This is a genomic window from Brevundimonas sp. (assembly GCF_036677305.1).
Taxonomy (GTDB): domain Bacteria; phylum Pseudomonadota; class Alphaproteobacteria; order Caulobacterales; family Caulobacteraceae; genus Brevundimonas.
On sequence record NZ_JAKFEB010000001.1, the window covers coordinates 1 to 9896 of the forward strand.

Here is a 9896-nt window from a genome sequence, read left to right on the forward strand (position 1 = left end):
CGGGCGTCGGCCGAGACGTCGGTCATCTCGGTGAACACCAGACCCGCGCCGCCCAGGGCGCGTCCGCCGAGGTGAACGAGGTGGAAATCCCCGACCGTCCCGTCCTCGGCCGAATACATGCACATGGGCGAGACGACGACGCGGTTGGGCAGGGTCAGGCCGCGCAGCCGCAGGGGCGCGAACATCGGCGCGGGGGGATCATCCGTATGCGGAGCGCCTGCGCTTTCGGCGAACCAGCGCTCGACGCCGGTCAGGAAGTCGCGATCGCGCAGGCGCAGGTTTTCGTGGCTGACGCGCTGGCTGCGGGTCAGCAGGCTGTAGGCGAACTGCAGGGGATCGAGGCCGACGTAGCGTTCGACGGTCTCGAACCATTCGGTCGAGTTGCGGGCGGCGCTCTGCAGCTTCAGCACCTCGACCCGGCGTTCGGTCTCATAGGCCGCCAGCGCCGCGTCCAGATCGCCGCCGTCGGTCAGGGCCTCGGCCAGGCGGATGGCGTCCTCGAACGCCAGCTTGGTGCCCGAGCCAATGGAGAAATGCGCCGTGTGGGCGGCGTCGCCCAGCAGAACCACCTTGCCGTCGCGCCAGTTCGAACAGGCCACGCGCGGGAAGTTCAGCCAGGCCGAGCCGCGCAGATGTTTCGCATTGCTCATCAGGGCGTGGCCGCCCAGCCAGTCGGCGAACAGGGTCTCGGCCGCGCGGCAGGTCTGGTCGGTGTCCATGCCGTCGAAGCCGAGGCCGCGCCAGGTCGCCTCGGTGCATTCGACGATGAAGGTCGAGGCGCCCGGCTCGAACTGGTAGGCGTGGGCCCAGATCCAGCCATGCGGGGTCTCGACGAAGGCGAAGGTGAAGGCGTCGAACGCCTGTTTCGTGCCCAGCCAGATGTACTTGTTGGTCCGCACGTCGATGTCGACGCCGAAGACCTCGGGGGCCGCGTTCCGGGTGCGGCTGTTCAGGCCGTCCGCGGCCACGACCACGTCGGCGGGCAGGGCGCGGATATCGGCGACCTCGTCCTGGAAGCGCAGGTCGACGCCCAGGGATCGGGCGCGTTCGTGCAGGATATTCAACAGCCTCTGCCGGCCGATGCCCGCGAATCCGTGGCCGCCCGAGCGAATCGTCCGACCGTGGATATGGACGTCGATATCGTCCCAGTGGACGAAGGCGGCCTCGATGATCGCCGCCGTCTCGGGATCATTGGCCTTCAGATTCGCCAGGGTCTGGTCCGAGAAGACCACGCCCCAGCCGAAGGTGTCGTCCGGCCGGTTGCGCTCGTGGACGACGACGTCCAGCGCCGGGTTTCTCAGCTTCAGCGATATGGCGAGGTAAAGACCGCCGGGGCCGGCGCCCGCGATGGCTATGCTTCTGACGGCCTGGCCTGACGACATATTTTAAGCCTAAAGCAAAATCGCTGGAGCGTCCACCGGGCGGACCGCACCGGACCCCGGAGTTTGTTGACGAACGCGGATCAATCAGACCATCGTCCGCGACCAGAGAGTTGAAGCGTGCCAGTCCCGTATGTCCGAGCGTTTCAGCTTCAGCAGTCAGTCGATCCCCGGGGAAGACGCTTTCGCAGCCTATGCGCTGCTCTATGACAGCAACTCGGACGTCACCCGGGGGGCAGGCGAATTTCGCGCAGAGGTCCGGGCCTGGCGGCTCGAGGGCCTGTTGCTGTTCGACCGCCGGCTGTCGGGCGTGGTCCATTCGCGAAACGCCCGCGGGGGCGCGGACGGCTTCGACCATGTGGTGCTCAGCCTGGTGCTGTCAGGCCGGATCGAGGGCGGGCCGGAAAGCGGCTTCGACGAGGCGGTCGCGGGCGACATCTATGTGACGGATACGGCCCGGGCCTCGCGCGCCGCGTTCGAGGCCGCCCATGTGCTGACCGTCGGCGTCGCCCGGGAGATCATCGAAGCGGCCCGGGGCACGACGGCCGGCCTGCACGGCCGGATACTGAAGGCGCCCCGAAACCTGATGCTGGCCGACTTCCTGCAGTCCCTGGCCCGTAACGGCGACGCGATCGGGGTCGACGCCCAGCCGGGGTTGTCGCACGCCTTCATCCACATCCTGGCCTCGGTCGATGACAAGGGCGTGCGGGCCAGCAATGAGGCGAGGCGGCGCGAATATCTGCGCAGGGACGCCGTCGAGCGGATGATCATGGAGAATCTGTCCGAGCCGTCCCTGTCCGTCTCGACCCTGAGCCGGGGCACGGGCATGTCCCGGTCCGCCCTGTATCGCCTGTTCGAGGATCAGGGCGGCGTCGCCCACCTGATTCAGAAGCGGCGCCTGGAGGGTGTCCGGCGGGCGCTGGACTACCCCGAGCATCGCTGCATGTCGGACATCGCGCAGCTCTTCGGGTTTGCCGACGAATCCCAGCTCAGCCGGTTGTTCAGCGAGGCCTATGAGGTTTCGCCCCAGGCCTACCGCGACGGGGCGACGGCTTCGGAGCCGGACGATTCGGTGAACGGTCGCCGGCGCCGGGACGGCTGGGTGGGCGATATCTTCTGACCGCCGCCGGTCGCGCAAAAGAAAACGGCGGCCCCGGAAGGAGCCGCCGTTCCTGTTGATTTCGGGACCGGCGAAACCGCCAGTCGGTCGACTCAGTCGCTTTCGGCGTCGTCGTCGGCGGCGGTGACAGCGGCGAAGGCGGCGATGGCCACAACGGCGAAGATCAGGCCGGGGGCGATCGAGCCACCGAACTCGTCGGAGGCGCCGGCGGTGCTGCCGACACGGTCAGCGACGCTCGGGGCGGCCGAAACCTGGTTGGCGGCGGCGGCCTGGCCGGCGATCAGCAGGGCGCCGGTGGCGATTGCAGCGAGAGTTTTCTTCATGGGTCGGCTCCGTGATGATTTGACAGCGTCGGCCAACACAACACCACGCTGGAGCGTTGGTTGCAAGGCTAGGCTGCTATCTCCCATGTCTATTGCACCGGCGCCACAGCTTACAACGGGCGGGCGGCGAATTTCGTCCTAACTGTGGCGTGGAAGGCTCAACTGCAAGTACGGAAGCCCCGGCTGTTTGCACATCCTTAAGTCTAGAAGCGACTTTGCGTCGCCCAATTTGCCGGGCGTTCCCCTCGTCGCGAGGGGAAGAAAACCCTTGCCAGGGCTACAGAAATCCCGTCGGAGGCGAGCTGTCCCAACTTTGGGACGAACGGCGCTAGGCGAGTCGTTCCTTCGATATGGTTGCCAATGTATTACCGGCGTTCGTCGGAGTGGGTGACGTGTGACCCGCCTCTACGCGTGATCTGTATTTGAGTGTCGGCGGCAGCCGGCCGATCGGGGTGGGTTCTACATGTCGGCTTCCAACAAGCGTCCCGTCGCGGGATCGCGCTCGCCTGCCCGCTCGAAGACCCGGTCGGACGCCGGACGCCGCATGCGGATGGGTCTGCTGGGCTCGACGGCGCTGATTGCGGCGGGCCTGGCCTGCACGCCCGCCTTCGCCCAGACCACGATCGCCAGCCCGACCGGGGGCGGCACGATCACCCGGCCGGACGGGAGCACTGCTCCGACTGTCGACAACCAGACAGGCGCCGGCGGCGGCATCCAGATCAGCAACGTTCACGCGGACGCCGGGATCGGAGTCAACGGCGTCACAATCAACAATACGACCGGCGCGCCGACGAGCGACGCCCTGCGCATACTGGGCGCCGCCGGTCCGCTAACGACCGGCGTGACCCTGACCGGCGTGAACACGCTCACAACGACGACCAACGGCGGTTCGGCCCTCTACATCTCGACCAACGCCAATATGGGCGTCGCCATCACCTCCAGTGGTTCGACCTTCACGGGCAGCTACGGGATCAACCTCCAGGCCGCCGCCGGCTATGTGTCGTTCAACGCCCCGAACCAGAGCCAGTCGTTCGTCGCCAACGGCACGCACATCGCCGGCTTCAACGCCGTCACCGGGGTCAACGCCAGCATCCAGCTGGGCGCGTCGACGTTCACGGGCTTCGACACCGGCATCAATACGAGCAATTTCTACGGCAGCTTCGTCGAGATGACGGGCGGCTCGATCAACGCCCTGGTCACCGGCATCCGCGCGGACGCCACGGGCGGCCGGAGCAACATCCAGTCCCAGGCGGCGATCGTCGCCCCTACCGGCATTTACTCCACCAACACCGACGGCGGCGACGTCACCACCAGCGGCGCGGGCACGATCAACAGCACGGTTGCGGGAACCGGGACCGGCATCATCGCCACCAGCTCCGGCGGCACGAACAACCTCAATGTCACCGTCGGCGCCGCGATCGGCGGAACGACGCGGTTCGGCACGGGCGTCAACGCCTCGGCGACCGGCGGGACCGGCATCGTCAACGTCACGACGACGGCGGCGATCAACGCAGGCACCGGGATCAGCCTGTCTTCGGGCTCGGGCGCGACCGCCAACGTCCAGGGCGCGATCACCGCATCGACCGGCATCTCCTCCACCGCCCTGGGCGGCGGCGTGACCAACATCACGACCAGCGGGGCCGGAACGCTCAACGCGCTTTCCGCCAATAACGGCACCGGCATCAGTGCGACCACGAGCGGATCGGGCGCTCTCAATGTGACTGTTGGCGCGGCCATCGGCGGCTCCAGCGCCTTCGGCACCGGGGTTCTGCTGACCACCACCAATCCGTCGACCGCGGTGATCAATTTTCTCAACACGGCGGCGATCACGGCCTCGACGGCCAGTTCGTCGAACAGCGGCCTGCAAATTTCGATGTGGAATCCCTCGGGGCGCAGCACGATCGACATCGGAGCCGATATCACGGGCGGCCGCGGCGTTTACACAAGCGGCGGAGTCTACGATTTCAACATTCGGAGCGGCGCGACCATTACCGCGGCGGCGGCGAACGGGCACGGGATCAACTCGAGTAACTCGGGCAGCATTCTCGTCAACGCCGGCGTCATCCGCGCGACGGGCGCCGGCGGCTACGGCGCTTACATCTCGGGGATGGCGTCGATCACCAACAGCGGCACGATCGAGGGCGCCGCGCGTGGCATCTCGCTGGTGAACACGACGACCATCAACAACACCGGCTTCATCACCGGCGGCAGCGGCGGCGGCATCGAGGGGACGGGCGCGACCGTCAACAACACCGGCGGCACGATCAGCGGCAACACGGGGATCAGCGCCAACGGCAACCCCACCAACATCACCAACAGCGCAGGCGGCGTCATCACCGGCGTGGTCGACGGCGTCAACCTGTCGGGCATCGCTTTCGGCACGCTGACCAACAGCGCCGCCATCAGCGCCGACACCGCCGCGGGCGTCTATCTCAGCCGCACCTCGGGCTCGACCTACCAGATCGTCAACACCGGCACGATCACGGGCGGTTCCAACGCCACCCTGGGCTATGGGATCAACCTCGAAGACGGCGCGACGACGATCACCAACAACAGCGGCGGTCAGATCAACGGCCTGAGCGGCCTGGCCAGCGGCCGGGCGATCCGCGTGATTTCGGACGACCAGGCGACGCTGAACCTCAATGCGGGCTCGACCGTCAACGGCGGGATTCTGTCCACCGGCTCGGGCAATCGCACGGTCTCGCTGGGGGGGGCGGTCACCGGCGCCTATGACGCCAGTGGCGGCACGGGCGTCGACAGCTTCACGCTCACCGCAACCGGCTCCATCGGCGGCGCTGTGTCGCTGGGCGACGGAAATGACACCTTCAACTGGAACGGCGGCACGATCGGTTCGACGATCAACGCCGGCGCGGGCGCGACCGACGCCTTGAACAGCGTGCTGGGCATCGGCGGCTCCGGGTCGCTCAACCTGTCCAACCTGACGAATTTCGAGTCCTACAACCACCTCAGCGGCACGCTGACCCTGACCGGCAGCAACAGCGGCGGCTATGGCTGGGCCGGCACGAGCGGCGCGATCGTCAACAACGGCTCGATCAGCGCCACCGCCAACGCCCTTTCGTTCAACAACACCGGAACCGGAGCCAGCGGATCCAGCCTGACAAACGCCGGGAGCCTCGAGGGCCTCGCCGCTGGCTTCGTCATGAGCGGGACCGGCGACTTCAGCGTGACCAACACGGGCTCGATCAACGGTTCGAGCGTTGGCACGGGCCTCGGCGTCTCCCAGACAGCCGGAACCGTCACCATCGCCAACAACTCCGGCGGCACGATCAGCGGCAACGGCTATGCCGTCAACACCACGGGCGGGTCGCTGGCCCTGACCAGCGCGTCGGGCGCGACACTCTCCGGCGGATCGCTCGGCTCTGTCCGGGCCGCCACCAGCGGCACGGCGACCATCGATCTGCAGGCCGGCTCAACCACCACCGGCGACATGCTCCTGTCGGGAACGGGCGAACGCACGGTGACGCTCGCCGGCCTCTTCAGCGGCAATGTCGACGCCAGCGGCAACAGCGGCGCCGTCAACCTGACCCTCAACACCAGCGCCACCGGCTATACCCTGCTGCAGGGCGGTTCGGGGGCGGACAGCCTGACCTTCACCGGCTCGGGCTCGCGGACCTTCAGCGTCGACAACCTGACCAGCTGGAACACCGGCGCCTTCACGGGCGGCTCCTGGACCCTCACCGGCACCGGGAACCAGACCAGCTTTGTTTCCGGCCTGACGATCAACGGCGCGGCCCTGACGATCAGCAACACCCAGCAGTTGCAGGGCGCGACCGGTCTCACGATGACCGGCGGCGGCTCGATCACGACCACGGCGTCGATGAGCAATACGCGGACCATCAACCTGACCGGCGCGGGCGGGCTCGGCGCCGCCTCGGGCATGACCCTCACCCAGTCGGGCGTCATCAGCGGCGCCGGCGCCCTGACGCTCAACGGGCCGGGCACGGTCATCCTGTCGGGGACCAACACCTATACAGGCGGCACCGTCGTCAACTCCGGCATCCTGCGGCTGAACAACACCGCCGCCGCGGGCACGGGCGTGATCCGCATGATCGATCCGCAGATCGATTTCGCCGCGGGCGGGACCTACAGCAACGCCATCTCGCTGGAAGTCGTCGACGGCCAGCAGGCGGCCGATCCGACGATTCTGAACAAGACGGCGGGCGGCTCGATCACCCTGGCAGGCCGTATCTATGAAACCCCCGGCGTCGGCGGGGCGAACCAGTATGTCACCTTCAATGGCGGCGACATCTATCTGACCAACAACGCCAACAGCTGGGGCGGTGTCACTACGGTCAACAACAACACGGTTGTGTTCATTCAGTCGGGCGGCGTGAACGGCCTGTCCGGCGGATCGATCGTCAACAACGGCGTCCTCTACTACCTGAACAACACCGCCGGCACGGTGGCGCAGAACATCTCCGGCTCGGGCGGCATCCAGATCGGATCGACGGCCCCGGTGACCTTCGGGGGCAATGTCACGAGCACCGGCGCGTTCTCCGTCCTGAATGGTGCGGCGGCGGTCGTCGCAGGCGCGCGCAGCGGCTCCACCGGCACCGGCGTCGTTGTCAGCGGCTCCAGCGCCAGTCTGGGCGTCGCCAACGGCGGTTCGATCGTCGGCGGCGGGCAGCTGGGCGTCCACATGAGCGGCGTGGGCTCGACGTTGAACAACCTCGGCTCCATCACCAACAGCGGCACCGCCAATGCCATCGGGGCCGCCGTCTACGCCCAGGCGACCAGCGGTACGATCACGATCAACAACGGCTCGGCCAGCGACACCGGCGCCGGATCGACTATCCGCGGCTACAACGCGGGCATCCGCCACGACCTGTCGACCGGCGGGCTGCTGGTCGTGAACAACTACGGCCTGGTCCTCGGCGACCAGTACAATGGCATCGAGAATTCGACCGGGGCCCTGACCGTCAACAACTTCGCGGGCGGCTTCATCACCACCGGCGGCAACGGGAACGGCATCGTCAGCGGCTCCGCCGGGGCCGTCAGCATCACCAACGCGGGAACGATCGGCCGCAACATCGCCGGAGACGTCACCGTCAGCGGTTACGGCGTCTACGCCAACGGCGTCCTGACCCTGGCCAACCAGACCGGCGGCCAGATCTTCGGTACGACGGGCGGCGTCCAGGTCAATGCGGCCGGCAGCACCATCACCAACGCGGGCGCTATCAGGAGCGGACTGACCGGCGGCTCGGTCATCACCTCGACCGCCGCCAACATGACGCTGACCAACCAGGCCGGCGGCAGCCTGTTCGGCTACTACGGCGTCACCACGATCGGCGGGACGATCGACAACACCGGCCTGATCCGCGGCTTCAACGATGCGATCCTGCTGAACGGCGCCACCGCCCTGACGAACAACGCCGGCGGCCTGATCGTGGGCCAGGGCAACGAGGGCGTCTTCGTCAACGCCACCGGCAGCACCATCAGCAACGCCGGCCTGATCGTGAACGCGCTGAACGGCATCGGCGCCAACTATTCCGTCGCCATCACCAACTCGGGCGTCATCGCCAGCGGCTCGGCGACCGACGCGGCGACCACGGCAGCCCATATCAGCCGTCTCACCGGCACGGCCATCGCGCTGGGGGCCGGCGGCTCGGTCACCAACCAGTCGGGCGGCCAGATCCTCGGCGGGGCCGGGATCGCCTTCAACAACGCCGTCTCGGGCACGCTCACCAACGCCGGGCTGATCGACGGTTCGACGGGCTATGGCGTGACGATGACCGGCGCCGGCACGATCACCAACCAGTCGGGCGGTTCGATCGCCGGCCTGAGCGGCGCGATCCTGCTGAGCGGCGCGGGCGCCAATACGGTCAGCCTGTCGGCCGGCTCCACCAGCGGCGGGATTGTCAGCACGTCCACGGGCGCGCGGACGGTGACCGTCGCCGGCGACCTTACCGGCGACTACAGCGCCGGCTCGGCCACGGGCGTCGACACCCTGACGCTGGCTTCGACCGGCGCGATGGCCGCCGCCTTCCTCGGCGGGGGTGCGGACAGCTTCACCTGGCAGGGCGGTTCGTTCAGCGGCTCCATCGACGGCGGCTCCGGCACGGACGGCGTCATCACCGCCCTGGGCGCCGGCTCCGGCGCGCTCGATCTGGACTACCTGACCAATTTCGAAGCCTTGACCCATCAATCCGGAACCGTGACCCTGACCGGAACGGGCAATTTCTCCGGCGGCGTCTCGCTCACCGGCGGCGCCCTGATCGTCGACGGCACGCTCCAGTCGTTCGCCAGCGTCGCGTCCGGCGCCACGCTGAGCGGCGGCGGGACGGTGACAAGCACGGTCACCGTCGCCAACGGAGGCATCCTGGCGAATACGCAAGGCTCGACCCTGACCACGGGGGCGCTGACCCTGTCGTCCGGTTCGATCATCAACGCGACCTTCAGCGGCGCGGGCGGTTCCGCCCTGTTCGCCGTCGACGGCGCACTGACGCTGGACGGGACGGTCAATGTCGCCAGCACCGGCGCGTTCGGCTTCGGCGTCTACGGCCTGATGACCTACACCGGCGCTCTCACCGACCAGGGCCTCCTGCTCGGCACGACGCCGGCCCTGGTCCAGCGTATGGCGCTCCAGACCTCGGTCGCGGGTCAGGTCAACATCGTCCACGCCCCGAACGAGCTCCTGTTCTGGGACGGCGGCGACGCCGGCCTGCACGATGACGGTTCGGTCGACGGCGGCGCGGGCGTCTGGACGGCTGCGGGTTCGGAATGGACGGACGCCAGCGGCCTGGCCAACGGCGTCATGACGCCCCAGCCGGGCTTCGCCATCTTCCAGGGCGCGGGCGGCGTCGTCACGGTGGACGATGTCGCTGGGGCCGTCGAGGTCACAGGCATCCAGTTCGCATCCGACGGCTACCGGATCGAAGGTGATGCAATCGCCTTGACGGAGGCCGCCACCATTATCCGCGTCGGCGACGGCACGGCGCCCGGCGCCGCATGGACGGCCACCATCGCCTCGGCGCTGACCGGGGCCGGCGGCCTGGTGAAGACCGATCTCGGCACGCTGATCCTCGCGGGCGACAGCGACTACACCGGCGGCAC

4 protein-coding genes are annotated in these 9896 nt (G+C 68.0%); 2 read left to right on the forward strand and 2 right to left on the reverse strand.

The genetic code is table 11. From position 1 onward, the window contains the following. Positions 1 to 1382 (reverse strand): FAD-dependent monooxygenase (locus V6M42_RS00005; protein ID WP_332676291.1); only part of this gene is annotated, 1382 nt, incomplete at its 3' end. A gap of 130 nt (positions 1383 to 1512) precedes the next feature. On the opposite strand from V6M42_RS00005, the gene V6M42_RS00010 reads away from it, so the two are divergent. Then, positions 1513 to 2499 (forward strand): helix-turn-helix domain-containing protein, encoded by a 987-nt coding sequence (locus V6M42_RS00010; RefSeq protein ID WP_332676293.1) that lies wholly within the window; start codon positions 1513 to 1515, stop codon positions 2497 to 2499. Positions 2500 to 2591: 92 nt separating this feature from the next. On the opposite strand, the gene V6M42_RS00015 is transcribed toward V6M42_RS00010, so the two are convergent. Further along, positions 2592 to 2822, reverse strand: a complete 231-nt coding sequence (locus tag V6M42_RS00015) for a hypothetical protein (protein WP_332658813.1) — start codon at positions 2820 to 2822, stop codon at positions 2592 to 2594. 463 nt (positions 2823 to 3285) lie between these two features. Here V6M42_RS00015 and V6M42_RS00020 point away from each other — a divergent pair. Then, positions 3286 to 9896: hypothetical protein (locus V6M42_RS00020; RefSeq protein ID WP_332676296.1), on the forward strand; the 6611-nt coding region annotated here is incomplete at its 3' end.